At 60.0% G+C, this 25,025-nt stretch carries 24 protein-coding genes and 3 pseudogenes; 21 read left to right on the top strand and 6 right to left on the bottom strand.

The features are described 5' to 3' along the window. Nucleotides 1-11: 11 nt before the first annotated feature. Nucleotides 12-245, bottom strand: a complete 234-nt coding sequence (gene rpmE, locus ACYZT5_RS22530; protein WP_071552309.1) for a 50S ribosomal protein L31 — start codon at nt 243-245, stop codon at nt 12-14. 168 nt (nt 246-413) lie between these two features. On the opposite strand from rpmE, the gene ACYZT5_RS22535 reads away from it, so the two are divergent. The 10 genes from ACYZT5_RS22535 to ACYZT5_RS22580 all read left to right on the top strand — a co-directional run bounded on the left by ACYZT5_RS22535 (nt 414) and on the right by ACYZT5_RS22580 (nt 13,267). Beyond that, nucleotides 414-2,633: a primosomal protein N' gene (locus tag ACYZT5_RS22535; protein ID WP_462047475.1), complete on the top strand. Its 2,220-nt coding sequence runs from the start codon at nt 414-416 to the stop codon at nt 2,631-2,633. Between the two features lie 223 nt (nt 2,634-2,856). After that, nucleotides 2,857-4,593, top strand: a complete 1,737-nt coding sequence (gene argS / locus ACYZT5_RS22540) for an arginine--tRNA ligase (protein ID WP_462047476.1) — start codon at nt 2,857-2,859, stop codon at nt 4,591-4,593. Nucleotide 4,594: 1 nt separating this feature from the next. Beyond that, a complete protein-coding gene (locus tag ACYZT5_RS22545) occupies nt 4,595-5,302 on the top strand; it encodes an SPOR domain-containing protein (RefSeq protein ID WP_462047477.1) in 708 nt (235 codons plus the stop codon). Between the two features lie 229 nt (nt 5,303-5,531). Continuing rightward, nucleotides 5,532-6,062: an ATP-dependent protease subunit HslV gene (hslV, locus tag ACYZT5_RS22550; RefSeq protein ID WP_007899242.1), complete on the top strand. Its 531-nt coding sequence runs from the start codon at nt 5,532-5,534 to the stop codon at nt 6,060-6,062. A gap of 55 nt (nt 6,063-6,117) precedes the next feature. Beyond that, nucleotides 6,118-7,458, top strand: a complete 1,341-nt coding sequence (hslU, locus tag ACYZT5_RS22555; protein ID WP_462047478.1) for an ATP-dependent protease ATPase subunit HslU — start codon at nt 6,118-6,120, stop codon at nt 7,456-7,458. Between the two features lie 119 nt (nt 7,459-7,577). After that, nucleotides 7,578-7,955, top strand: a complete 378-nt coding sequence (locus ACYZT5_RS22560) for a gamma-butyrobetaine hydroxylase family protein (protein WP_008025216.1) — start codon at nt 7,578-7,580, stop codon at nt 7,953-7,955. Between the two features lie 259 nt (nt 7,956-8,214). After that, a complete protein-coding gene (gene phaC, locus ACYZT5_RS22565) occupies nt 8,215-9,894 on the top strand; it encodes a class II poly(R)-hydroxyalkanoic acid synthase (protein WP_462047479.1) in 1,680 nt (559 codons plus the stop codon). Between the two features lie 62 nt (nt 9,895-9,956). After that, the gene (gene phaZ / locus ACYZT5_RS22570) at nt 9,957-10,811 is read left to right on the top strand and encodes a poly(3-hydroxyalkanoate) depolymerase (protein ID WP_462047480.1); all 855 of its coding nucleotides are present in this window, start codon (nt 9,957-9,959) and stop codon (nt 10,809-10,811) included. A gap of 128 nt (nt 10,812-10,939) precedes the next feature. Further along, nucleotides 10,940-12,622, top strand: a complete 1,683-nt coding sequence (phaC, locus tag ACYZT5_RS22575; RefSeq protein ID WP_462047481.1) for a class II poly(R)-hydroxyalkanoic acid synthase — start codon at nt 10,940-10,942, stop codon at nt 12,620-12,622. A gap of 27 nt (nt 12,623-12,649) precedes the next feature. Further along, nucleotides 12,650-13,267 carry a TetR/AcrR family transcriptional regulator gene (locus ACYZT5_RS22580; protein WP_462047482.1) on the top strand — a complete coding sequence of 206 codons (618 nt, stop codon included), beginning with the start codon at nt 12,650-12,652 and terminating at the stop codon, nt 13,265-13,267. Nucleotides 13,268-13,455: 188 nt separating this feature from the next. On the opposite strand, the pseudogene ACYZT5_RS22585 reads toward ACYZT5_RS22580, so the two are convergent. The 4 genes and pseudogenes from ACYZT5_RS22585 to ACYZT5_RS22600 form a co-directional block, all read right to left on the bottom strand. Beyond that, nucleotides 13,456-13,785: pseudogene (locus ACYZT5_RS22585) on the bottom strand (phasin family protein); the annotation flags it as partial. Nucleotides 13,786-13,854: 69 nt separating this feature from the next. Then, nucleotides 13,855-14,202: pseudogene (locus tag ACYZT5_RS22590) on the bottom strand (phasin family protein); the annotation flags it as partial. A 10-nt stretch (nt 14,203-14,212) separates the two neighbouring features. Then, the gene (locus tag ACYZT5_RS22595; RefSeq protein WP_462047483.1) at nt 14,213-14,635 is read right to left on the bottom strand and encodes a phasin family protein; all 423 of its coding nucleotides are present in this window, start codon (nt 14,633-14,635) and stop codon (nt 14,213-14,215) included. 224 nt (nt 14,636-14,859) lie between these two features. Beyond that, the gene (locus ACYZT5_RS22600) at nt 14,860-15,135 is read right to left on the bottom strand and encodes a polyhydroxyalkanoic acid system family protein (protein ID WP_462047484.1); all 276 of its coding nucleotides are present in this window, start codon (nt 15,133-15,135) and stop codon (nt 14,860-14,862) included. Nucleotides 15,136-15,290: 155 nt separating this feature from the next. Between ACYZT5_RS22600 and ubiE the strand changes: the two genes are divergently transcribed. The 11 genes and pseudogenes from ubiE (at nt 15,291) to ACYZT5_RS22655 (ending at nt 23,455) form a co-directional block, all read left to right on the top strand. Further along, entirely contained in the window at nt 15,291-16,061 is a 771-nt protein-coding gene (ubiE, locus tag ACYZT5_RS22605) for a bifunctional demethylmenaquinone methyltransferase/2-methoxy-6-polyprenyl-1,4-benzoquinol methylase UbiE (protein ID WP_462047485.1), read from the top strand. Next, nucleotides 16,061-16,684, top strand: a complete 624-nt coding sequence (locus tag ACYZT5_RS22610) for a ubiquinone biosynthesis accessory factor UbiJ (RefSeq protein WP_462047486.1) — start codon at nt 16,061-16,063, stop codon at nt 16,682-16,684. Before ubiE ends, ACYZT5_RS22610 begins: the two co-directional genes overlap by 1 nt. Beyond that, a complete protein-coding gene (ubiB, locus tag ACYZT5_RS22615) occupies nt 16,681-18,285 on the top strand; it encodes a ubiquinone biosynthesis regulatory protein kinase UbiB (RefSeq protein WP_462047487.1) in 1,605 nt (534 codons plus the stop codon). Before ACYZT5_RS22610 ends, ubiB begins: the two co-directional genes overlap by 4 nt. Nucleotides 18,286-18,375: 90 nt before the next feature. Further along, nucleotides 18,376-18,777 (top strand): phosphoribosyl-AMP cyclohydrolase, encoded by a 402-nt coding sequence (hisI, locus tag ACYZT5_RS22620; RefSeq protein ID WP_064675487.1) that lies wholly within the window; start codon nt 18,376-18,378, stop codon nt 18,775-18,777. Then, nucleotides 18,770-19,102: a phosphoribosyl-ATP diphosphatase gene (locus ACYZT5_RS22625; RefSeq protein ID WP_008047820.1), complete on the top strand. Its 333-nt coding sequence runs from the start codon at nt 18,770-18,772 to the stop codon at nt 19,100-19,102. Before hisI ends, ACYZT5_RS22625 begins: the two co-directional genes overlap by 8 nt. A 25-nt stretch (nt 19,103-19,127) precedes the next feature. Beyond that, on the top strand, nt 19,128-19,406 hold the full coding sequence (locus ACYZT5_RS22630; protein ID WP_309674329.1) for a twin-arginine translocase TatA/TatE family subunit: 279 nt from the start codon (nt 19,128-19,130) through the stop codon (nt 19,404-19,406). Between the two features lie 10 nt (nt 19,407-19,416). Next, nucleotides 19,417-19,869: a Sec-independent protein translocase protein TatB gene (gene tatB / locus ACYZT5_RS22635; RefSeq protein ID WP_462047488.1), complete on the top strand. Its 453-nt coding sequence runs from the start codon at nt 19,417-19,419 to the stop codon at nt 19,867-19,869. Continuing rightward, nucleotides 19,866-20,660, top strand: coding sequence for a twin-arginine translocase subunit TatC (gene tatC / locus ACYZT5_RS22640; RefSeq protein ID WP_462047489.1), 795 nt, complete (start codon nt 19,866-19,868; stop codon nt 20,658-20,660). Before tatB ends, tatC begins: the two co-directional genes overlap by 4 nt. Further along, entirely contained in the window at nt 20,657-21,364 is a 708-nt protein-coding gene (locus ACYZT5_RS22645) for a 16S rRNA (uracil(1498)-N(3))-methyltransferase (RefSeq protein ID WP_462047490.1), read from the top strand. The genes tatC and ACYZT5_RS22645 overlap by 4 nt, the downstream gene beginning before the upstream one ends. 303 nt (nt 21,365-21,667) lie before the next feature. Continuing rightward, nucleotides 21,668-22,549, top strand: a pseudogene (locus tag ACYZT5_RS22650) (methyl-accepting chemotaxis protein); the annotation flags it as partial. 201 nt (nt 22,550-22,750) lie between these two features. Then, nucleotides 22,751-23,455, top strand: a complete 705-nt coding sequence (locus ACYZT5_RS22655) for a methyl-accepting chemotaxis protein (protein ID WP_462052295.1) — start codon at nt 22,751-22,753, stop codon at nt 23,453-23,455. Between the two features lie 112 nt (nt 23,456-23,567). Here ACYZT5_RS22655 and ACYZT5_RS22660 read toward each other — a convergent pair whose 3' ends face one another. Continuing rightward, nucleotides 23,568-24,929 (bottom strand): IS4 family transposase, encoded by a 1,362-nt coding sequence (locus ACYZT5_RS22660; protein ID WP_462047420.1) that lies wholly within the window; start codon nt 24,927-24,929, stop codon nt 23,568-23,570. Nucleotides 24,930-25,025: the final 96 nt, after the last annotated feature.

The following is a 25,025-nucleotide window of genomic DNA, read 5'->3' on the forward strand; positions in this document are numbered from 1 at the left end:
GCTTTGCAACCTTACTCTGCAGCAGCAGGAGCTTTGGCTTTGCCAAAAGCACCGAAACGGTCTGCGAAGCGCTGTACACGGCCGCCAGTATCCAGAGTCTTCTGCTTACCGGTGTAGAACGGGTGGCACTCGTTGCATACGTCGATCGCCAGAGGCTTGGCCAGGTTCGAACGAGTTTCGAACTTGTTGCCACAGCTGCAGGTAACTGCGGTGATTTCGTATGTTGGATGGATATCGGCTTTCATGGTGATTCCTCAGGCTAGCGTGCCGCCACTCAACACCATTGTTGAATACCGCACGTAATTAGGCCGCGGATTCTACCAGACCTTTGCAATCACGCAAGCTGTCGCTTAAACCAGTCGTCTGCTAGGCTCCCGGCCTTCTTCATCGCCCATCATCGAGAAAACAACCGCGTGCCCGACGCCATTCTGCGCCTCGCCCTGCCTTCGCCCCTGCGCCGCCTGTTCGATTACCGTGCCCCGGCCGGTGTCCTGCGCGCCCAGTTGCACCCTGGCATGCGCCTGCGGGTGCCATTCGGCCGGCGGGAGATGATCGGGATTCTGGTGGAGGTCACCGACACCAGCGAAGTGCCGGCAGAGAAGCTCAAACCGGCCCTGGCTCTGCTCGACGCCACGCCGCCGCTGCCGCCAGCGCTGTTCAAACTGTGCCTGTGGACATCCCAGTATTACCAACACAGCCTGGGCGACACCTTGAGCTGGGCGCTGCCGGTGTTGCTGCGCCAGGGCGAACTGGCAGAAGCACGGCAGGAACGCTTCTGGTCCGCCGTACCGGGCGCCAGCCTTGATGACCCGCGCATCGCTCGTGCCCCGCGTCAACGTGAGGCCCTGGCGACTCTGGCCCAGCATCCGCACGGCGTCGCCCATCAGTTGTTGAGCAAACTGATGCTGAGCAAGGACAGCCTGGACTTGCTGCTGGCCAAGGATCTGGTGCACGTCGAAATCCGCAAGCACGCGCCCGGCGCACGCCACGAACACTGGCTGGCGCAGCCGGAACTGCCACTCAACCCCGAGCAGCGCGCGGCCTATGAGGCCATTCGTGCCGGGTTCGACAGTTATCACGCGTTCCTGCTGGCCGGTGTCACCGGCAGCGGCAAGACTGAAGTCTATTTGCAGTTGATCCGCGAAACCCTTGAGGCCGGCAAACAAGCGCTGGTGCTGATCCCGGAGATCAACCTCGGCCCGCAGACCCTGGCGCGCTTCGAGCAGCGCTTCAATGCACGCATCGCGCTGATCCACTCCGCGGTCAATGATCGCGAGCGCCTCGAAGCCTGGCTCGCCGCCCGAGACGGTGACGCCGACATTATTATCGGCACCCGTTCGGCGCTGTTCACGCCGATGAAGAACCCCGGCCTGATCATCATCGATGAAGAGCACGACGGTTCCTATAAACAGCAAGAAGGTCTGCGCTATCACGCCCGCGACCTGGCATTGGTCCGCGCCCGGCAGGAAAACATCCCGATTGTCCTCGGCTCTGCCACGCCTTCGCTGGAAAGCCTGCACAACGCCTACACCGGCCGTTATGGCCTCCTGCGATTAAACGAGCGTGCCGGTGGCGCCAAACAACCGCGGTTCCTGCGCCTGGACGTGAAAAGCCGTCCATTGGACAGCGGCATTTCCGGGCCGATGCAGCAAGCCATCGGTCAGACGCTGGCCGCTGGTCAACAAGTATTGGTGTTCCTTAACCGTCGCGGTTTTGCGCCGACCTTGCTGTGTCACGACTGCGGCTGGATGTCCGAGTGCCAGCGCTGCGATGCGCGCATGACCGTGCATCAGCGCTCAGGCGAACTGCGTTGTCACCATTGCGGCTACGTCGAACGCGTCCCTCGGCATTGCCCGAAATGCGGCAAGGTCGATTTGCGGCCAGTGGGCGCCGGCACCGAGCGCGCCGAAGAGCGATTGGGGATTTTGTTTCCGGATGTCCCGGTGCTGCGGGTCGACCGCGACAGCACCTCGCGCAAGGACGCGATGAATCAGCTGTTCGCGACCATCCAGAAAGGTCAACCGTGCATTCTGGTCGGCACGCAGATGCTTGCCAAAGGGCATCACTTCCCACGGGTGACCCTGGTGTCGATTCTCGATGCCGACGGCGGGCTGTTCTCCGGCGACTTCCGCGCCAGCGAGCGCATGGCGCAGCTGATCGTCCAGGTTGCCGGGCGTGCGGGCCGCGCTGAAGAGCCGGGCAAAGTGATCATCCAGACGCACCTGGCCGACCATCCGTTGCTGGTGCAATTGACTGAACAGGGCTATTTCGCCTTTGCCGAACAGGCTTTGAGCGAACGTCGCTCGGCGGGCCTACCGCCATTTGCGCACCTGGCGCTGCTGCGGGCCGAAGCGCACAAACCGGGGCAAGCTGAAGGCTTTCTCGATGAAGCGTGCAGTGAGGCCGAGCGCTTGCTGGCCGAACAGAACCTGACCGGGATTGAACTGCTCGGGCCGGTGCCGGCACCGATGGAACGCCGGGCCGGGCGTTATCGTGCGCAGTTGTTGCTGCAAGCGACGGCTCGGGCGCCGCTGCATCGATTGCTCAGCAGTTGGTTGCTGGCGCTGGAGCAGATGCCGAGCGGGCGGGCGGTGCGTTGGTCGCTGGATGTCGATCCTGTGGATTTGTATTAGAGATCAAAAGATCGTCCGAACGCGGCCCGAACCTTCGGCAGCTCCTACAGGGGAACGCGCTCGGCGTAGGAGCTGCCGAAGGCTGCGATCTCTACCGCTTTTGTCACCACATATCCATAACCTGCCCGCTATAGTTGGCAAGCCCGTCTTCGCAACGGATAATGCCCAGTTTTTCCACTAGCGCATCCAGGCGCCGCCGCGCTTGCGGTCGAAAGAGAACACCATGAAAGACACCATTCGCCAGCTGATCCAACAAGCCATCACCCAACTCGTCAACGAAGGTGTGTTGCCTGAAGGCCTGTCGCCGGCGATCCAGGTGGAAAACTCCCGTGACAAGACTCACGGCGATTTCGCCAGCAACATCGCGATGATGCTGGCCAAACCGGCGGGCATGAAACCGCGTGATTTGGCAGAAAAAATCATCGCCGCCCTGCCGGCTGACGAAAACGTCACCAAGACCGAAATCGCCGGTCCTGGCTTCCTGAATTTCTTCCAGAACACCCAAGCCCTGGCCACCCGCCTGGACGCCGCCCTGGCCGACGCCCACATCGGCGTGCGCAAGGCCGGCCCGGTGCAGCGCACTGTCGTCGACTTGTCGGCACCGAACCTGGCCAAAGAGATGCACGTCGGCCACTTGCGCTCGACCATCATCGGCGACGGCGTGGCGCGGGTGCTGGAATTCCTCGGCGACGAAGTGATCCGTCAGAACCACGTCGGCGACTGGGGCACCCAGTTCGGCATGCTGATGGCGTATCTGCAGGAAAATCCGATCACCAGCGATGAGCTGTCGGACCTGGAAAACTTCTACCGCGCCGCCAAGCAACGCTTCGACGAATCCGAAGAGTTCGCTGACCGCGCCCGTGGCCTGGTGGTCAAGCTGCAAGCCGGCGACCCGGACTGCCTGGCACTGTGGACCAAGTTCAAAGACATCTCACTGTCCCACTGCCAGAAAATCTACGAACTGCTGAACGTCAAACTGACCATGGCCGACGTCATGGGCGAAAGCGCCTATAACGACGACCTGATCAACGTGGTCAACGACCTCAAGGCCGCAGGCATGCTGGTCGAGAGCAATGGCGCCCAGTGCGTGTTCCTCGATGAGTTCAAGAATGCCGATGGCGACCCGCTGCCGGTGATCATCGTCAAGGCTGACGGCGGTTACCTCTACGCCACCACCGACCTGGCGGCCGTGCGTTACCGCAGCGGCAAGTTGAAGGCTGATCGCGCGCTGTACTTCGTCGACCAGCGTCAGGCCCTGCACTTCCAGCAAGTATTCCAGGTCGCGCGCCTGGCTGGCTTCGTGACGCACCCGATGGAAATGGAACACATGGGCTTCGGCACCATGAACGGCGCAGATGGCCGTCCATTCAAGACCCGTGACGGCGGCACCGTGAAGCTGATCGACCTGCTGACCGAAGCCCAGGAACGCGCCTACAACCTGGTGAAAGAAAAGAACCCGGAACTGGCTGAAGACGAACTGCGAAACATCGCCAAGGTCGTGGGCATTGGCGCGGTGAAATACGCCGACCTGTCCAAGCACCGCACCAGCGACTACAGCTTCAACTTCGACCTGATGCTGAACTTCGAAGGCAACACCGCGCCGTACCTGCTGTACGCCTACACCCGCGTGGCCGGCGTGTTCCGCAAACTCGGCAAGGACTTCAGCGAAGTCGAAGGCCAGATCGTCCTCGAAGCGGCGCACGAACACGAATTGGCGGCGAAGCTCGCGCAGTTTGGCGAAGTGCTGAACAACGTTTCCGACAAAGGCACGCCGCACATCCTGTGCACCTACCTGTACGATGTTGCCGGCCTGTTCTCCAGCTTCTACGAGAACTGCCCGATCCTCAGTGCCGACACTCCGGCGCAAATGCAGAGCCGTCTGCGCCTCGCCGCGCTGACCGGCCGCACTCTCAAGCAAGGCCTGGAACTCTTGGGTCTGGAAACTCTGGAGCGTATGTAAGTTGGCTGCCAAGAAAAAACCTGCACCCAAGCGTGGCGCCAGCCGTTACCAAGCTCCTGCAAAGCAACCGATCCCGGGTTGGCTGTGGATGGCCATCGGCCTGACGGTCGGTGCGTTTATCGTGTTCCTGATGAAGCTGGAGCCGGGCAAGGGCAGTGAGAGTGTCAAGCGCGAGAAGATCGAGCAGCAGAAAGCCACCAAGATCGCCGAAGCCAACAAGACCCCGCCGAGCCCGACGCAACCGGTGAAGCCGAAGTACGACTTCTACACGTTGCTGCCGGAATCGGAAGTCATCGTGCCGCCGGATGCCGTGCCGGAGAAAACCCTGCCGACGCCGCAAGTGCCGGCCATTCCGACGACGCCGGTGACGCCAGAGCAAGCGGCGAAGATCGACACCGCGAGGGCTCAGGCCGCACTGGCCGGGATCACTCCGCCGCCAGCGCCACCGGTGTCCAAAGCGGCGCCAGTGACCAAGTTCTTCCTGCAGGCCGGTTCGTTCCGCAAGGAGGCTGACGCGGACAAGGTTCGAGCGCAGATCATCTTGCTCGGCCAGGCAGTGGCGGTTGAGTCCGGCACCGTGAAGGACGAGACGTGGTATCGGGTATTGGTCGGACCGTTCAGCAACCGCGAACAGCTGACTACTGCCCAGAAACAACTGGCAAGCGCAGGCTTTAGCAACCTGTTGTTACAACAACGCCAAAACCGCTGATCTCCCGACAGGGTAATCGCGTCATCGTTCATCGCGGGCAAGCCCGCTCCCACAGGATATGCGCCAACCCTGTGGGAGCGGGCTTGCCCGCGATGGCGTCAGTAGTGACACCGCCTCCTCCTGCCCTACACCGCTCGTCCCCCGCCAACGCCCGCAGTTGAAAAACGCTCCACCACCCCCATATGAGTTGGCATAAGGCATTTTCGCCCCGCTGCGTGGAGACTCTCCCTTGACCACCATCGTTTCAGTTCGCCGCCACGGCAAAGTCGTCATGGGCGGCGACGGCCAGGTTTCTCTCGGCAATACCGTGATGAAAGGCAACGCGAAGAAAGTTCGTCGCCTGTACCACGGCCAGGTAATCGCTGGTTTTGCCGGAGCCACCGCTGACGCCTTCACCCTTTTCGAGCGTTTTGAAGGCCAGCTTGAGAAACATCAAGGCCACCTGGTTCGCGCCGCTGTCGAACTCGCCAAAGAATGGCGCACTGACCGCTCCCTCAGCCGCCTCGAAGCCATGCTCGCGGTCGCGAACAAAGATGCCTCTCTGATCATCACCGGCAACGGCGACGTGGTCGAACCTGAAGAAGGTCTGATCGCCATGGGCTCCGGTGGCGGTTACGCCCAGGCCGCCGCCAGCGCGCTGCTGAAGAAAACCGATCTGTCGGCCCGCGAAATCGTCGAAACTGCCCTCGGCATCGCCGGCGACATCTGTGTATTCACCAACCACACCTTCACCATTGAGGAGCAGGACCTCGCTGAGTAAGCCTGTTTTGGCCACCACGCCACGGCTCACTTTTACTTGAGGACCGCCAATTACTATGTCCATGACTCCCCGTGAAATCGTCCACGAACTCAATCGCCATATCATCGGCCAGGACGATGCCAAGCGCGCCGTCGCCATCGCGCTGCGTAACCGCTGGCGCCGGATGCAGCTGCCTGAAGAACTGCGCGTTGAAGTGACCCCCAAGAACATCCTGATGATCGGCCCGACCGGTGTCGGTAAAACCGAGATTGCTCGTCGTCTGGCCAAACTCGCCAACGCGCCGTTCATCAAGGTCGAAGCGACCAAGTTCACCGAAGTCGGTTATGTCGGCCGCGACGTTGAATCGATTATTCGTGACCTGGCTGATGCGGCGATCAAATTGTTGCGCGAACAGGAAATGACCAAGGTCCGCCACCGCGCCGAAGACGCCGCCGAAGAACGCATCCTCGACGCCCTGCTGCCACCGGCACGCATGGGTTTCAGCAACGAAGACGCCGCACCGTCGGCCGACTCCAACACCCGCCAGCTGTTCCGCAAGCGCCTGCGTGAAGGTCAGCTGGATGACAAGGAGATCGAAATCGAAGTCGCCGAAATGGCCGGCGTCGATATCTCCGCGCCACCGGGCATGGAAGAAATGACCAACCAGCTGCAGAGCCTGTTCGCCAACATGGGCAAGGGCAAAAAGAAAAGCCGCAAGATCAAGGTCAAGGAAGCGCTGAAACTGGTGCGTGACGAAGAAGCCGGTCGCCTGGTCAACGAAGAAGAGTTGAAGGCCAAGGCGCTGGAAGCCGTCGAGCAGCACGGCATCGTGTTCATTGACGAAATCGACAAGGTCGCCAAGCGCGGCAACACCGGTGGCGTCGACGTGTCCCGTGAAGGCGTACAGCGCGACCTGCTGCCACTGATCGAAGGCTGCACCGTCAACACCAAACTGGGCATGGTCAAGACCGACCACATCCTGTTCATCGCGTCCGGTGCGTTCCACCTCAGCAAGCCGAGCGATCTGGTGCCTGAGCTGCAAGGTCGTCTGCCAATTCGTGTCGAGCTCAAGGCGCTGACGCCTGAAGATTTCGAGCGCATTCTCAGCGAGCCGCATGCGTCACTCACCGAGCAGTATTGCGCACTGCTGAAAACCGAAGGCCTGGTTATCGAGTTCCAGCCGGACGGTATCAAGCGTATTGCCGAGATCGCCTGGCAGGTCAACGAGAAGACCGAGAACATCGGTGCCCGTCGCCTGCACACGCTGCTTGAGCGTCTGCTCGAAGAGGTGTCGTTCAGCGCCGGTGACCTGGCCAGTGCCCACGACGACAAAGCGATCCTGATCGACGCCGATTACGTCAACAGCCACTTGGGCGAATTGGCGCAGAACGAAGACCTGTCCCGTTATATCCTGTAAGCCAAGCGACCCTCTGTAGGAGCACAGCTTGCTGGCGATGGCGCACTTGAGATCGCCATCGCCGGCAAGCCGTGCTCCTACAGGAGTCAGACCACGCGCCTACAGACGGACTCCAGGTCATGACCCAACTTCCCACCGATATCAAACTGCACAAAGCCTCGAAAACCCTGTCGCTGAAATACGCGTCCGGCGAGGAACATCACCTGCCCGCCGAGTTCCTGCGCGTGCACTCTCCTTCCGCCGAAGTCCAGGGCCACGGCAAACCTATCCTGCAATTTGGCAAGATCGGCGTAGGCCTGACCAAGGTCGAACCGGCCGGTCAGTACGCACTGAAATTGACCTTCGACGACGGCCACGACAGCGGCCTGTTCACTTGGGAGTATTTGTACCAGCTGGGCGTGCGTCAGGAGGATCTCTGGAACGATTATCTTGCCGAACTGAAAGCCGCCGGCAAGACCCGTGATCCGAACGAGTCCGTCGTCAAGCTGATGCTCTAGCCCGCGCTTCTCGCGCTTTAGAGGGCATTTTCTAATTTCAAATGTTTGAATGCTTGACCGCAAGGTAAGTCATTAGGCTGCTTGCGAAAAAAATTAAACTCGGGTAACCAATGGAACTGGCAAGTTCCCTGCAGTGCTCTCTGAACTAAAAAGCAGCGATGCAGAATTATCGGTCACCCGAGCAGTAGTACCTGGCATTGGCTGTGTACTGGACACAGCTGGATCCTGGTACTCGTCTCAGGACAATGGAGCGTCGTAGATGAGTAAACAGAATAACGATGACTTGAAGTATCAGGCCTCGGAAAACACCTTAGGGCTGAATCCTGTCGTTGGGCTGCGTGGTAAGGATCTACTGGCTTCTGCTCGCATGGTGCTAAGGCAGGCCATCCGACAACCGATTCACAGCGCCAAGCATGTCGCCCATTTCGGTCTTGAACTGAAAAACGTGTTGTTTGGCAAATCCGAGCTTCTACCGACAAGCGATGACCGTCGCTTCCACGATCCGGCCTGGAGCCAGAACCCGCTGTACAAACGTTATTTGCAAACTTACCTGGCGTGGCGCAAGGAACTCCACGACTGGATCGGCGACAGCAACCTCTCGCCCAAGGACGTCGCACGCGGGCATTTCGTGATCAACCTCATGACCGAAGCCATGGCCCCGACCAACAGTGCGGCCAACCCGGCGGCGGTTAAACGCTTCTTCGAAACCGGTGGCAAGAGCCTGCTCGACGGCCTCTCGCACTTGGCCAAGGATCTGGTGCACAACGGCGGTATGCCGAGCCAGGTCAACATGGGCGCGTTCGAGGTCGGCAAGAGCCTGGGCGTCACCGAAGGCGCGGTGGTGTTTCGCAATGACGTGCTGGAGTTGATCCAGTATCGGCCGACCACCGAGCAGGTGCACGAACGCCCACTGTTGGTGGTGCCACCGCAGATCAACAAGTTCTACGTTTTCGACCTGAGTCCGGACAAGAGCCTGGCGCGTTTCTGCCTGCGCAACAATGTGCAGACGTTCATCGTCAGCTGGCGCAACCCGACCAAGGAGCAGCGCGAGTGGGGTCTGTCGACCTACATCGAAGCACTTAAGGAAGCGGTCGACGTGGTCACCGCGATCACCGGCAGCAAAGATGTGAACATGCTCGGCGCCTGCTCCGGCGGCATCACCTGCACCGCCCTGCTGGGCCACTACGCCGCGATCGGTGAGAACAAGGTCAACGCCCTGACGCTGCTGGTCAGCGTGCTGGACACCACCCTCGACAGCGACGTGGCATTGTTCGTCGACGAGCAGACCCTCGAATCCGCCAAGCGCCACTCTTATCAGGCAGGCGTACTGGAAGGCCGCGACATGGCGAAAGTCTTCGCCTGGATGCGCCCCAACGACCTGATCTGGAACTACTGGGTCAACAATTACCTGCTGGGCAACGAGCCGCCGGTTTTCGACATCCTGTTCTGGAACAACGACACCACAAGGTTGCCCGCAGCGTTCCACGGCGACCTGATCGAGTTGTTCAAAACCAACCCGTTGATCCGCTCTGATGCACTGGAAGTGTGCGGCACACCGATCGATCTGAAGCAGGTCACTGCCGACATCTTCTCCCTGGCCGGCACCAACGACCACATCACCCCGTGGAAGTCCTGCTACAAGTCGGCGCAACTGTTCGGTGGCAAGGTTGAATTCGTGCTGTCCAGCAGCGGGCATATCCAGAGCATTCTGAACCCGCCGGGCAATCCGAAATCGCGCTACATGACCAGCACCGAGTTGCCGGTCAAGGCTGAGGAGTGGCAAGAAAATTCCACCAAGCACACTGATTCCTGGTGGCTGCACTGGCAGGCATGGCAAGCCGAGCGTTCGGGCAAGCTGAAGAAGTCTCCGAGCAGTTTGGGCAACAAGGCTTATCCGGCGGGCGAAGCTGCGCCGGGCACCTATGTGCATGAGCGGTAATTGAAGTAACACCCGTGGGAGCGGGCAAGCCTGCTCCCATACATTCCTACAGGGCTCTGTGCATGCCGCAACCGTTCATATTTCGTACCGTCGACCTGGATGGCCAGACCCTCCGCACGGCGGTACGCCCCGGCAAGCCTCACTTGACGCCCTTGCTGATTTTCAACGGCATCGGTGCCAACCTTGAGTTGGTGTTTCCGTTCGTCGCGGCACTGGATCCGGACCTGGAAGTCATTGCCTTCGACGTCCCTGGCGTCGGCGGTTCATCGACGCCGAATCGACCGTATCGCTTTCCGAGCCTGGCGAAACTCACGGCGCGGATGCTCGACTATCTCGACTACGGGCGAGTCAATGTAATCGGCGTTTCCTGGGGGGGTGCCCTCGCCCAGCAGTTCGCTTACGACTATCCCGAGCGCTGCAAGAAACTCGTTCTGGCGGCCACGGCGGCCGGCATGGTGATGGTACCGGGCAAGCCGAAAGTCCTGTGGATGATGGCCAGCCCACGACGCTATATCCAGCCGTCTCATGTGATTCGCATTGCGCCGATGATCTACGGCGGTGCGTTCCGACGCGATCCGACGCTCGCCGCGAGCCACGCTGCGAAGGTCCGCTCGGCCGGCAAACTCGGTTACTACTGGCAGCTGTTCGCCGGCCTCGGATGGACCAGCATTCACTGGCTGCACAAGATCCACCAGCCGACGCTGGTGCTGGCCGGCGACGACGATCCGCTGATCCCGCTGATTAACATGCGCGTGCTGGCCTGGCGGATTCCCAACGCCCAGCTGCACATCATCGATGACGGGCATCTATTCCTGATTACCCGCGCCGAAGCGGTGGCACCGATCATCATGAAGTTTCTCGAGGAAGAACGTCTGCGTGCCGTGATGCATCCGCATCCGGCGCCATTGGGCGGTTAACCGGCCCCGACTTTTGTTACGAAAAGAGGTTGGCAGGACGCCGCACCGCGCAACAACCCGTAACAGCGTCTATGGTGTTCTGGTTCGGTGTATCTGTATTTGACCTGAAGACGAAGGAGTGTTGACACATGCGCGACAAACCAGCGAGGGACTTTTTGCCCACTCCCGCCGCGTTCATCAACGCACAGAGTGCGATTACCGGCCTGCGCGGTCGGGATATGTTGTCGACTCTGCGCAGCGTTGCCGCCCATGGCTTGCGCCACCCGGTGCACAGCGCCCGACACGCCTTGAAACTGGGCGGCCAACTGGGCCGCGTGCTGCTGGGCGAAACCCTGCATGCGACCAATCCGCAGGACAATCGCTTTGCCGACCCGGCGTGGAGCCTCAACCCTTTTTATCGCCGCAGCTTGCAGGCCTACCTGAGCTGGCAGAAGCAGGTCAAACACTGGATCGACGAGAGCAGCATGAGCCCGGACGATCGGGCCCGTGCCCACTTCGCGTTCGCCTTGCTCAACGACGCCATGGCACCGTCCAACAGCCTGCTTAATCCGCTGGCGATCAAGGAGATCTTCAATTCCGGCGGCAACAGCCTGGTGCGAGGTATCAGCCACCTGGTCGACGACTTCCTGCACAACGACGGTTTGCCCAGACAAGTCACCAAGCAAGCTTTCGAGGTCGGCAAAACGGTCGCCACCACCACTGGCTCCGTGGTGTTTCGCAATGAGCTGCTGGAGCTGATCCAGTACAAGCCAATGAGCGAAAAGCAGTATTCCAAGCCACTGCTGGTGGTGCCGCCACAGATCAACAAGTACTACATTTTCGACCTGAGCCCGCACAACAGCTTCGTCCAGTTCGCCCTGAAGAACGGCCTGCAAACCTTCATGATCAGCTGGCGCAATCCGGATGTGCGGCATCGCGAATGGGGGCTGTCGACGTACGTCGAAGCCGTCGAAGAAGCGATGAACGTCTGCCGGGCGATCACCGGTGCTCGCGAAGTCAATCTGATGGGCGCCTGTGCGGGCGGGCTGACCATTGCCGCGCTGCAAGGGCATTTACAGGCCAAGCGGCAATTGCGGCGAGTGTCCAGCGCAACGTACCTGGTAACCCTGCTCGACAGTCAGATGGACACACCTGCGACCTTATTCGCCGACGAACAGACCCTTGAGGCGGCCAAACGTCGCTCCTATCAGAAAGGCGTGCTGGACGGTCGCGACATGGCCAAGGTCTTCGCCTGGATGCGCCCCAACGATCTGATCTGGAACTATTTCGTTAACAACTACCTGTTGGGCAAGGAGCCGCCAGCGTTCGACATCCTCTACTGGAACAACGACAACACACGTTTGCCGGCAGCCCTCCATGGCGACTTGCTGGACTTCTTCAAACACAACCCGATGAGTCATCCGGGTGGTCTGGAGGTGTGCGGCACGCCGATCGACTTGCAGAAAGTCACCGTCGACAGCTTCAGCGTCGCGGGCATCAACGACCACATCACCCCGTGGGATGCGGTGTATCGCTCGACCCTGCTGCTGGGTGGCGAGCGGCGCTTCGTGCTGTCCAACAGCGGTCATGTGCAGAGCATTCTCAACCCGCCCTCCAACCCGAAAGCCAATTTCGTCGAAAGCACGAAACTGAGCAGCGACCCACGGGCCTGGTATTACGACGCCAAGCAAGTCGACGGCAGTTGGTGGACCCAATGGCTGAGCTGGATTCAAGAACGTTCAGGCGCGCAAAAAGAAACCGACATGGCCCTCGGCAATCAGAACTATCCACCGATGGAGGCAGCACCCGGCACTTACGTGCGTGTGCGCTGACGTTCAACGAACCATTAAGAAGACTGGATGAAAACCCGCGACCGGATTCTCGAATGTGCTCTGCAGTTGTTCAATCAGAAAGGCGAGCCGAACGTCTCCACCATGGAAGTTGCCAATGAAATGGGCATCAGCCCGGGCAATCTCTACTACCACTTCCACGGCAAGGAACCGCTGATTCTCGGGTTGTTCGAGCGCTTCCAGGCCGAACTGACGCCCCTGCTCGATCCACCGGCCGATGTCGAGCTTGCACCGGAAGATTACTGGCTGTTCCTGCACCTGATCGTCGAACGCCTGGCCCACTACCGGTTTCTGTTCCAGGACCTGTCGAACCTCGCCGGGCGCTTGCCGAAACTGGCCAAGGGCATACGCAACCTGCTCAATGCGCTGAAGCGCACGCTGGCTTCGTTACTCGCTCGATTGAAGGCTCAGGGGCAATTAGTCAGCGAGACCCAGGCACTGGGACAACTGGTGGAACAGATCACCATGACGCTGCTGTTCTCGCTGGACTACCAGCGGATTCTTGATCGTGAAGGTGAGGTGAGATTCGTGGTGTACCAGATCATGATGCTGGTGGCACCGCATTTGTTGCCACCGATCAAGGTGGCGACTGAGCAGTTGGCGTTGCAGTACCTAGAAGAGCATTAAGACCTTTTCAAATACCAAACAAAAACGCCCGACCTTTGCAGGCCGGGCGTGATCGTTCCCATGCTCCGCGTGGGAATGCAGCCGGTGACGCTCCGCGTCACTGCCGCAATGGACGCGGAGCGTCCGGTGAGGCATTCCCACGCAGAGCGTGGGAACGATCATCAGGACTGACTGGTTGGCGTCGATGGAGCTGGCGCGACAATCGGGGTTGCAGCAGGGGTTGGCGCGGCAGCGGAGTTCGATGTGCTGACCGGGGTTGCCAGTTTGGCGGCAGCCACTGCTGGTTTGGGTGCAGCCGCTTTCGCAGCTGCCGGTTTTTTCACTGCTGGCTTCTTCGCTGCGGCAGGTTTTGCCGCTGGCTTGGTTGCCGGTTTGGCCGCTGCAGGTTTCGCTGCAGGTTTCGCTGCGGCAGTTTTGGCCGCTGGTTTGGCAGCCGGTTTAGCGGCAGCCTTGACCAGTGGTTTGGCAGCGGACTTCGCCGCAGGTTTGGCCGCTGCGGTTTTCGCCGCAACAGGCGCCACCTTGGCACCGGTGAGTCTTTCGATTTGCTTGGTCAGGGTATCGACCTTGCTGTGCAGCGCTTTGACTTCATTGCGGCTCGGTACACCCAGGCGCGAAATGGCGCTGTTCAGACGCTTGTCGAAAGCCCCTTCCAGCTCATCCCACTTGCCCAGTGCGCGATCTTTCACGCCGCTGATGCGCGACTTGGCCGACGAAGCGGAATCCTTGGCGGCATCGACTTTCTTGTCGACAGCGCTCTTGGTGAGCTTCTCGGCTTTCTCGCCGTCTTTGACCAATGCATCGAAGAGCTTGCTGCCGTCAGTGTCGATCTTCGAGTACACGCCTAAACCAGCCAGCCAGATTTTGCGGGAGTAGTCTTCGACTTTCCCGATCCACGAGCTGCCTTCTTTTTCAGTATTCTTTTTACCAGCCATCCCGTTCTCCTTAAGATTTTTGCGCGACGCGTTCGAGCAATGCCGTCAGCTCATCGAGCTTGGCAGAGAGTGTCTCCACGTCATGTTTAGACGGAATGCCGATACGATTCAAGGTACTTGCGACACGCGAGTCAAAAGCCTTCTCGACTTTGTCGAGTTGAACTTCGACCTTGCCTTTGAAAGTAGTGACTTCACTCTTGGCTTCATCGATCTCGGCATTCGCTGCTTCAAGTTTCTCGGCAACTGCTTCTTTGCCTTTCTTTTCAACAGCTTGACCCGCGATGATCAACTCTTGAAAGTAGTCGCTGCCCTCTTGGCCGACCTTGGTGTAGGCCCCCAGGCCTGCCAGCCAGATCTTGCGAGCATAAGATTTAACGTCGCTCAGAGCAGTCGTCGAAGCGTCGATTTTTTTCTTCAAAATAACTTTGGCCATGATGCACCTCACGCGCAGAAGGTTTGAGGAACTGCCCGCGAAAGCGTCGGGCTCAGGCACAAAGTAGTGAGAATAATTAGAAACAGCACCCTAACAACTGACACAAATCGGTGATGCCTTATGGAAGAGATCGCAGCCTCGTTTCACTCGACAGCTCCTACAAAGGGGGGCGGTGTACACCTGTAGGAGCTGTCGAGTGAAACGAGGCTGCGATCTTTTCGGGATCAGACCAACGCTTTATCGAGCGCCTTTTCGATTTCCGATTTGATGGTGCCGCTCATGGCCGACATCAACAGGCCAAGTTCGACATCGACCTTGATCGAATGCTCGCCCACATACACCGCGCCTTTCACACCGGAACGCTTGAGGTTCAGGGTGTCGCCGGACCATTGCGGTTCCAGGCCATATTGATCGGACAGTTGCTGCGCCAACTTGTCGGCCTTCTCGCGGGCCGCTTCCTTACCCAGGCCGTGGGAACGCTCAACACTAATACGGGCCATCGAATGACTCCTGCTTTATGAATACTTTCCTGAAGCATCTTGACCGCTACTGCGGCAAAACGTCCCGGTGGTTACCTATCTTACCTGCAGCCTTGCCAAGACAAAGCAGGCCACCGGGATTAGAATGTCCCGCATTCTCTTCTGGTGACAGCGATATGACTGATCAGCGCAAAGGCAGCGATGCCGAACCCACCACTCACTTCGGTTTCAAAAACGTTCCGGAAAGCCAAAAAGCGGAAAAAGTCGCTGAGGTTTTCCACTCGGTGGCCGCCAAGTACGACTTGATGAACGACCTCCTGTCGGGCGGCATGCACCGTCTGTGGAAGCGTTTCGCGATCGAGCTGTCGGCCGTTCGCACCGGTAACCGCGTGCTGGACATCGCCGGCGGCACGGGCGATCTGACCAAGAAGTTCTCGCACCTCGTTGGCCCGACCGGCCAGGTCGTGTTGGCCGACATCAACGAATCCATGCTCAAGGTCGGTCGTGACCGCCTGCTGGATCTGGGTGTGGCTGGCAACGTCGAATTCGTCCAGGCCGATGCTGAAAAGCTGCCATTCCCGGACAACCATTTCGACTGCGTGACCATCGCTTTCGGCCTGCGCAACGTTACCCATAAAGAAGACGCCTTGCGCTCGATGCTGCGCGTACTGAAACCGGGTGGCCGTCTGCTGGTGCTGGAATTCTCCAAACCGACCAACGCGCTGATGTCCAAGGCCTACGACGCCTACTCGTTCGCCTTCATGCCGCTGATGGGCAAGCTGATCACCAACGACTCGGAAAGCTATCGCTACCTGGCCGAATCGATCCGCATGCACCCGAATCAGGAAACCCTGAAATCGATGATGGTCGAGGCCGGTTTCGACCGCGTGACCTACCACAACATGACCGCAGGCATCGTCGCCCTGCACCGTGGCATCAAACCCTGATGATGCTGGCCGGCCTGCTCGCCAGCGTTGAACTCGGTCTGAACCGGGTGCTGCGTCTCGACAGCACGGCGCTGCCGCGGCTGGCACATTTGAGTGGCAAGGTGATTGCGGTCGACTGCCGCAGCCCGGCACTGCAAGTGTTCATCCTGCCCAGCGACGAAGGCTTGATGCTGGCTTCCCACTGGGAAACCGGCGCCGACTGCACCTTGCGCGCACCGACCTCAAGCCTGTTGAGACTGGCGACAAGCAAGGACAAGGCCTCGGTCCTGCACAGCCCTGAAGTCGAACTCGACGGCGACAGCGGCGTGCTGCTGGAACTGGCGGCGATCCTTCAGGACCTTGAGCTGGACTGGGAGTACGAACTCTCGCGCTGGCTAGGACCTGTCGCCACACAACTGCTCGGCGGTCACCTGCGCAGCCGCGCACGCTTTTATCAGCAAGGGTTCGCCAGCCTGAACCAGAATCTTGGCGAGTACCTGGCCGAAGAATCGCGCACCCTCGTCGGCCAGCGCGAAGCCGAGGCCCGTTTCAGTGAACTGGACCAGATCAAGCTCGATCTGGAACGTCTCGAGGCGCGCTTCGAGCGCCTTTCCCGATCCCTCGACCCAAGCGATAACGCATGAAGCTGCTTGCCGTCCGCCGTTTGTTGCGCATCCAGCGCGTTGTGATTCGCTACCGCCTCGATGACCTGTTGTTCGCCCTGCCATTGCCGTGGTTTTTGCTGGCGCTACGCTACGCCTTGCCGTGGCGCTGGTTCCCGCGCAAGACGCTGGACCTGAGCCGTGGGGCGCGATTGCGCCTGGCGTTGCAGGACTTGGGGCCAATCTTCATCAAGTTCGGCCAAATCCTGTCCACCCGCCGCGACTTGCTGCCGGAAGACATCGCTGATGAGCTGATGAAGCTGCAGGACCGCGTGCCGCCGTTCGACTCGCAAGTGTCGATCAAGCTGATTGAAGAGCAGCTCGGCAAAAAGATCAGTGAAGTTTTCAGCCGCTTCGACGTCGAGCCGCTGGCCTCGGCCTCGGTGGCGCAGGTGCATGCCGCGCAGCTGAAAACCGGTGAAGAAGTGGTGGTCAAGGTCATCCGCCCGGGCCTCAAACCGATCATCGCGCAGGACTTGGCGTGGCTGTTCATCCTCGCCCGCGCCGCCGAAAAGCTCTCGGCCGACGCGCGCCTGCTGCACCCGGTGGACGTGGTACAAGACTACGAAAAAACCATCTACGACGAACTCGACCTGCTGCGTGAAGCGGCCAACGCCAGTCAGTTGCGACGTAACTTCGACGGCTCGCCGCTGCTCTATGTGCCGCAAGTCTATTGGGACTGGTGCCGGCCGAAAGTGCTGGTGATGGAGCGCATCTACGGCATTCAGGTCACCGACCTGGCCACCTTGGCCGACCAGCGCACCGACATGAAAATGCTCGCCGAGCGCGGCGTCGAGATCTTCTTCACCCAAGTATTTCGCGACAGCTTCTTCCACGCCGACATGCACCCCGGCAACATCTTCGTCAGCACCGTGAAGCCCTGGAGCCCGCAGTACATTGCGATCGACTGCGGCATCGTCGGCAGCCTGACCCCGGAAGACCAGGATTACCTGGCGCGCAACCTGTTCGCGTTCTTCAAGCGTGATTACCGTCGTGTCGCGCAGCTGCACATCGATTCGGGCTGGGTGCCGGCGGAAACCAGACTCAACGAATTCGAGGCAGCGATCCGCACCGTGTGCGAGCCGATCTTCGAAAAACCGTTAAAAGATATTTCCTTCGGTCAGGTGCTGATGCGCCTGTTCCAGACCGCCCGGCGCTTCAACATGGAAGTGCAGCCGCAGCTCGTGCTGCTGCAAAAAACCCTGTTGAACATCGAAGGCCTGGGCCGTCAGCTGTACCCGGACCTCGATTTGTGGAACACCGCCCAGCCGTTCCTTGAACGCTGGATGCGCGAGCGGGTCAGCCCAAAAGCCTTGCTCGGCAACGTGCAGAGCCAGTTCGAGCAACTGCCGCACCTGGCCAACATGGCCCGTGACCTGCTCGAGCGCATGTCCCAGCCCCACGCCTACGACCCGCCGCCACCGTGGCACCGGCGCAAGGACGACTGGCTCCTGCGACTGCTCGGCTGTGCGCACCTGGCCGGCGGCACCATACTCGCTGCCGGTGGGCCGTTGAACGAACTGGGTCATTGGCCGGCCGGCATCATGGTGGCCGTCGGTTTGTATCTGGTCGTTCGCCGATAGCCAGAGCCCCCGCACGCTGGCACACTGTTTCAACGCTGAATTTCACGTAGGCTTCTATTCATGAAGTGTGGGCCTGCATCGGAGTCGAAGATGAAAAACTGGCTGGACGAGATCAAGTGGGATGCCGATGGCCTGGTGCCGGCGATTGCCCAGGATCACAAGACCGGGCGCGTCCTGATGATGGCCTGGATGAACCGTGAAGCGCTGGAACTGACCGCTGCCGAGAACCGCGCCATTTACTGGTCGCGTTCCCGTGGCAAGCTGTGGCGCAAGGGCGAAGAGTCCGGCCACGTGCAAACCCTGCATGAGATGCGCCTGGACTGCGATGCCGACGTGATCATCCTGATGGTCGAGCAGGTCGGCGACATCGCTTGCCATACCGGCCGTCAGAGCTGCTTCTACCGCGTCTTCGAGAACGGCGACTGGACAACCGTCGACCCGGTTCTGAAAGACCCGCACGCTATCTATTCCGCAGGACACACCCATGAGTGACACTCTGACCCGTCTGGCCGAGGTGCTGGAAGAGCGCAAAGGCGCCGCTGCCGACAGCTCGTATGTCGCCAGCCTGTACCACAAGGGCTTGAACAAGATTCTGGAAAAAGTCGGCGAAGAGTCGGTCGAAACCATCATTGCCGCCAAGGATGCCGCCATCAGCGGTGACTGCAGCGATGTGATCTACGAAACCGCCGATTTGTGGTTCCACAGCATGGTCATGCTCGCCCAACTGGGGCAGCATCCACAGGCTGTACTCGATGAACTGGACCGTCGTTTCGGTCTGTCCGGACACGCCGAGAAAGCCTCGCGTCCGTCCGCCTGAACAACTATTAGAGAGGAGCAGCAACATGGGCATTTTTGACTGGAAACACTGGATCGTCATCCTGGTTGTTGTCGTGCTGGTGTTCGGCACCAAGAAACTGAAAAACCTCGGCACTGACGTGGGTGAGTCGATCAAGGGCTTCAAAAAAGCCATGAACGATGAAGACAAGCCAGCTGACCCAACGGTAACCCCGGCCCAACCGGTTCCACCCGCTCAGCCACAGACCACACAGTCTGTGAACCAGCCGCACACCATCGACGTGCAGGCGCAAAAAGTCGAAGAGCCGATCCGCAAAGACGTGTGAGCACTGACTAATGTTTGGTATCAGCTTCTCTGAACTGCTGCTCGTCGGCCTTGTAGCCCTGCTGGTGCTGGGTCCCGAGCGTCTTCCGGGTGCCGCGCGCACCGCCGGCCTGTGGGTCGGACGTCTGAAGCGCAGCTTCAACGCGATCAAACAGGAAGTTGAACGTGAAATCGGTGCCGACGAGATTCGTCGGCAACTGCACAACGAGCACATTCTGTCGCTGGAGCAGGAGGCGCGGAAGATTTTCACGCCGACTCAGCAGGAAGCCACACCGGTTCAGCCGGTTGAACCGGTGGTGGAGCAGACGATTCATGCTCCAGTCGCTGCCGAACCTGCACCTGCTGTAGCGGCCGTAGAACCTGCGCCCGTTGTTGCAGCGCCTCCGGTTGAACCTGTTACGCCTGCGGCTGCGCCTGTTGCGTCGGCCCCTCATGACCCAACATTGCCGCCGCGAGCCCCATGAGCGATCTCCCCGAAAATGACCAGCACATGCCGCTGGTTTCGCACCTCACCGAGTTGCGTACCCGCCTGCTGCGTTGCGTAGCGGCGATCTTCATCATCTTCGCCGGGCTGTTTGCGTTCACCCAGCAGATCTACACTTTCGTCTCCACGCCACTGCGTCAGTACCTGCCAGTGGGCGCGACGATGATCGCTACCGACGTGTCGTCGCCGTTCCTGACGCCGCTGAAGCTGACCATGATGGTCTCGCTGTTCCTGGCGGTCCCGGTGATCCTGCATCAGATCTGGGGATTCATCGCGCCAGGCCTGTACAAGCATGAGAAACGCATTGCAGTGCCGCTGCTGGTGTCCAGCATCCTGCTGTTCTACACCGGCATGGCGTTCGCCTATTACCTGGTGTTTCCGCTGATCTTCAAATTCTTCGCCGCCGCCACCCCGGCCGGCGTGGAAATGATGACCGACATCACGAGCTACCTCGATTTCGTCATGACGCTGTTCTTCGCCTTCGGCGTGGCGTTCGAGATCCCGGTGGCCGTGGTGCTGCTGGTGTGGATCGGCGTGGTCGACGTCAAATACCTGAAGAAGATCCGCCCGTACGTGGTCATCGGCTGCTTCGTGGTCGGCATGATCCTGACGCCGCCGGACATCTTCTCGCAGACGCTGTTGGCCGTACCGATGTGGCTGCTGTTCGAAATCGGCATCCTGTTCGGCAGCCTGATCAGCAAGCGCGGCGAGCACCCGGACGACCAACCGGCCGACGATAACAACGACCAGCCGCCAGCGACTCAACCGTGAACCTGCTGCTTCTCGAAGAGGCCGACTTCATTGCGGCCGACCGGGCGATCCTGCGCGATCGCCGGTTGACGCACATGCAGGAAGTCCACCGTTCGGTTGTCGGCGACAGCCTGCGGGTCGGGCGCATCGGCGGGCTGATGGGGTCAGCCGAACTGCTGCGCCTGGACGCCGATGAAGCCGAGTTACGCGTCACCCTCGACCAACCAGCACCGGCCAAGCTGCCACTGACCCTGGTACTGGCCCTTCCGCGGCCCAAAATGCTGCGTCGGGTGTTTCAGACCGTGGCGGCCATGGGTGTGCCACGAATCGTGCTGGTGAACAGCTATCGCGTCGAGAAGAGCTTCTGGCAAACCCCGTTCCTGGAGCCCGAGGCGATTCGCGAGCAGTTGATTCTCGGTCTCGAACAGGCCCGGGACAGCGTGTTGCCGGACGTCGTTATCGAGAAGCGCTTCAAGCCGTTCGTCGAAGATCGCCTGCCGGCCATCACCGAAGGCACCCTCGGCCTGGTCGGCCACCCCGGCAATTACCCGCCCTGCCCCCGTGGCCTGGATGAACCGGTGACCCTGGCCATCGGCCCCGAAGGCGGCTGGATCCCCTACGAAATCGAACTGCTGGGTAAATCCGGCCTGCAACCGGTGCAGCTGGGCGACCGCATCCTGCGGGTCGAAACCGCCGTCACCGCACTGCTCGCACGCCTCTTCTAGCAACGCACACCCCCGTAGGAGCTGCCGAAGGCTGCGATCTTTTGATCTTGGCTACCGTGAGACCAACGAAGATCAAGATCAAAAGATCGCAGCCTTCGGCAGCTCCTACAGATTCTCGCCATTCAGCCGATACAGTCCCCATAAAACCAACGAATGGTTCGAGGGAGTAGCAGCATGTACCGATGGCTAGCCGAGAGATTGGGGAACGTCAGCGTCAATCGCAAACTGGGTATTGGCTTCGGTCTGGTGCTGCTTCTTACGTTATTGATTACTTTCACTGGTTGGACCGGCCTGAGCGGCGTGATGAGTCGCGGCGATAAGCTGGGGTTTATTGCCAGCCTCAATGACCTGACCAAAGACCTGCGCCTGGCCCGTCTGGATTACGAAATGCGTCGCGGCGAACAAGGCCCCGGCGCGGTCAACGACCTGCTCAGCCAACTCGATACCGGCCTGAAAACCGCGCGCACGTTGATCGAACAACCAGCCGACGTGGCCATGATCGACCAGCAACTGGCCGCCGTCAGTGAGTACAAACAAGCCTTCACCGCCATGACCCAGGCCGGAGCTATCCGCGAAGACGCCCGCGGCAAACTCGGCGCCACCGCCGACAACGCCGTCGCCCGGGTCGCCGAAGTCGAAAAATCCATGCTGCAAGGTGACAGCGTCGCCGATTTCAACAGCGTGATCGACCTGAGCAAACTGATCCAGCAAGCCCGTTTCCAGGTTCGCGGTTATACCTACAGCGGAAAAACCGAGGCCGAGCGACCCGCTCTGGACGCCATCGACAACGCGTTGAAAAATCTCGAGAGCCTGCCCTCCAAACTGCCGGAACAGCACATCGCCAACCTGCAGCAAGCTACAGATTCGTTGAAAGCCTATCGCGCCGCCGTCAGCCAGTTCCGCGACTCTCAGGTCGCCAGCGCCGCGGCCCTCCAACGCATGGCCGATCAAGGCCAGATCCTGCGCGACACCAGTAAAAAACTCACCGAGTCGCAAACCATCGTCCGTGACACCGACGCCGCGCACGCCAAAAACCTGCTGCTGATGGCCACCGTCCTGGCGCTCGCCTTCGGCCTGCTTGCCGCTTGGGCCATCACGCGTCAGATCGTGATTCCCCTGAGCCAGACTCTCAAAGTGGCGGAGCGCGTTGCTGCTGGCGACCTGACTGAGAATCTTATCTCTGAGCGCCAAGACGAACTCGGCCAGCTACAGCGCGCCATGCAGAGCATGACCCTGGGCCTGCGCGAGTTGATCGGTGGCATCAGTAACGGCGTCACGCAAATCGCCAATGCTGCCGAAGAGCTGTCGGCAGTCACTGAGCAGACCCGCACCGGGGTCAACAGCCAGAAGATCGAGACCGACCAAGTGGCCACCGCCATGAACGAAATGACTGCCACCGTGCAGGAAGTCGCGCGTAACGCCGAAGAAGCGTCCGAAGCCGCGGTCGCCGCCGACCAGCAGGCCCGCGAAGGTGACAAAGTGGTCGGCGAAGCCATCGCCCAGATCGAACGCCTGGCCAAAGAAGTCGGCAACTCCACCGAGGCCATGGGTCATCTTAAACGCGAAAGTGACAAAATTGGCAGCGTGCTCGACGTGATCAAATCCGTGGCCCAGCAAACCAATCTGCTGGCCCTCAACGCCGCCATCGAGGCCGCCCGTGCCGGTGAGGCCGGACGTGGTTTTGCGGTGGTCGCCGACGAAGTCCGCAGCCTGGCCCAGCGCACCCAGAAGTCCACCGAAGAAATCGAAGAGCTGATCGTCGGCCTGCAAACCGGCACCCAGCAAGTGGCGACCATCATGGACAACAGCCGCAGCCTGACCGACAGCAGCGTCGAACTGACCCGCCGCGCCGGTAGCTCACTGGAAAGCATCACCCGCACCGTCTCGGCGATTCAGTCGATGAACCAGCAGATTGCTGCAGCAGCCGAACAGCAGAGCGCGGTGGCCGAAGAGATCAACCGTAGCGTGCTGAACGTGCGCGACGTATCCGAGCAGACCTCGGCAGCCAGTGAAGAGACCGCGGCCGCAAGCGTTGAGCTGGCGCGGCTGGGAACGCATTTGCAGATGCTGGTGGGCAGGTTCAAGGTTTAATCGGCCGGGCTGATCGTTCCCACGCTCTGCGTGGGAATGCATCCTGTGACGCTCTGCGTCACGCTTGAGAAGGGACGCGGAGCGTCCCGGGCGGCATTCCCACGCAGAGCGCTCATCGTTCTACACAACTCTCGATGAGCGCACGCTGGGCGTCTAATGCGATGACAAACTCACGTATTCGTTGCATCCCTATCCACATGGCCTTGGGGCCGGGAGGTCCGTCATTTTTACGCCCCAAGTAGCCTCCCAGGCTCGTGACCAGTAAAACCATTTCTCCTAAAGAAGGGGGCGCAGTGGGCGGTTGGCACCGTTTGACCACGATATAGGCTGCTTTCCACTCCGAAGCCTCAAACACCATCTCGCAGCTTAGATCGGGACAAGCACGTCCCAGCATCAGGCTGTACAGCACACGCCAGGTCGTGATCAGGTACAAACCAATGCAGGGCAACAACCGTTCCTCGGTCTCCAGCTGCAATCGACTGACCTGACAACCATTCTTCAGCACATTGAAAAACACTTCGATAGACCAGCGTACCCCGTACCACTCAACCACGGTGCTCGCCTGCTCCAGGCTAGTGACCGGCAGACTGGTCAGCAGCAGCCACTCCAGAGGTTCAACACCGTCTATGGCGTTTTCTTCACGGGCCAACACAGCATTGATCGAGACGCTGGGCAATTTATAACCCGGCCTGTCGGGGGCACGCAGGGTCACGGTTGCCGCGCGCAAGGTGACATCAGCCAGTCGGGCGGGGCGCTGGGGACGAGCTTTGACTTCAACCTTGAGTGTTCCCAAGGACGGTGCCTGATCCAGTGCCGACCACAACTTCCCGTTGTCAGCCCCCAGCAAGCGCCTGTCTTGAGCCGCCCGCACGATCCATTGGGCCCGGGTGTCTGGACTGAACTCTTGATGATCAACAAACCATTCGTACAGATCGCCCTCAGCATCGGCGAGGTTGACCACCAGGGTCTGCGGTAGCTGCCCCTGAATCGCGCAACTGGTTTGATAACTGTCAATCCAGCGCTGACTCTCTTTCTCATCAATCCCTTTATCTCGGCGCTCATGGCGGGGGCTCGGTTTATCGCGGCTCCACCACTGAGCATCGACGACGCCCAGACAAATACGTTCGGGGGTAAAGGCAATGGTTGGGTGCAGACGTCGAGAAAACTTCTTCTGCGCCTTGATCGTGCCCATTCCTTTGGGACCGAGATTGACCCATTTGTCCATCTCGGTCGTGTCTTGCGCCAACAGCACCACGGGACTGCTTTGCATCCGTTGCAGGGTCGCGTCCTGATGGGGCCGCAACACCTTCTGGAACGTGACTTTCTCATTATCAAGAAATCGATAGGCCGCCGTGGTTTCTGCCAGCCCTCGACAAGCGGTCGGGATGCTGTTGCCGGGATGATCGGCTAGGCGTCCTAAAAAGCTGGCGAGCCTGGCATTTAAACGGCCATCACCCAAGTCGGCGGTTTTCATTTCGTCCTGTGCCCAATTCAATCATTGCTCTCCATTTCTTCGAGTTTCAAAAATACTTGAAAACAGAGTTGTGTAGAACGATGAGCGCAGAGCGTG

Source organism: Pseudomonas sp. LB3P14 (genome assembly GCF_054898045.1).